Genomic DNA, 1,074 nt, shown 5'->3' with positions numbered 1-1,074 from the left:
CAGCATTCCTCTGCTAATCCAGAAGCCAAGATGCTGAACCTGTGGCTCGTGGTCCTGCTCGGCTTTGTAGCCAGCGCCCTTGGACAACAGACATCGTGCACATCCCATGACGCTATTAAAGACCAGATTAACCAGGCCTGCGAGAAAAACCACAATAACTTGATGCCAAAATACCTTATTATCCCTGACCTATTGGGTTCTGTTGGGGGTCTCCCGGGAGGAGTATTACCTAGTCTTACCAAAATAACCATCATTAATGTGAAACTGGATTCTTTAATACTAAGTGATGACTTGTCGTCCATATCCGTTTCTCTGACGGTTTCTCTATCCTGTAAAGAAGTGACGGAGATACAGTTAAAGGTTATACTTACGTTCAAGCTCAACTATGACATCTCTCCGAGTGGTTCTCTCGCGATACGATCAGGCGACCTATCTATCACCATCACCCTTAAATCGAGCAGCGTTACAATCCTAAACACGCTGTTGGACTTGTTACTAGGTGCCTGTCGTCCACTCTTGAAATTACATTTCAGCGCCTGCTTTGATGGCATCCTGGGGATCGTCAACGGGAATCTGGAATCCGGTGGCGGGTATCGTAACGGTTTAGTGACGGCTGTCGCGTCCGGTGTATCTGTTGTTGGAGGAGTTCTCAAAGTCGTGCACAACCTTGTTGATAATAAGGGCAACGTGATTTCGCTTGTCAGCCCTGGCCTCGTTTACGCACTCACAGAGGGACAGGTTTGGGGAACTGCCATAAATCTAGAACTAATTGGAAATCTTTGGGGAGTCGCACAAAAAAGCCACACTACACCGTGGTCCGCGAGTCTTCTCCAAAACCTATTTCTGGGTTTATCTCTAGGATCATCTATAAGTGTTACAGTAACTCTGGACGCTGCTGGGAGCTGCGCGATAAAACCAGACGGCGTCTCTGTCAGTACAGGAGCAAGTGTTGTGGTTTCTTCTCAATCTGGAGAACGCCTCCTGGAAATACATGCTAATGTAATTGTGATGGTAACTCTGACTGGACACGGTGGAGGAGTGGGCCTTAATCTCCTCAGTATAAGCATTGATGGC

At 47.4% G+C, this 1,074-nt stretch carries 1 protein-coding gene; it reads left to right on the top strand.

Annotated elements, in window-relative coordinates; all coding sequences use genetic code 11:
- Window positions 1–30: 30 nt before the first annotated feature.
- Window positions 31–1,074: hypothetical protein (locus EUU22_RS20085; protein WP_165351241.1), on the top strand; the 1,044-nt coding region annotated here is incomplete at its 3' end.

The sequence above is a fragment of the Ciceribacter ferrooxidans genome (assembly GCF_004137355.1).
Taxonomy (GTDB): domain Bacteria; phylum Pseudomonadota; class Alphaproteobacteria; order Rhizobiales; family Rhizobiaceae; genus Allorhizobium; species Allorhizobium ferrooxidans.
The sequence above is the reverse complement of the archived record's forward strand: the minus strand, read 5'-3'. Positions and strand labels throughout refer to the sequence as shown.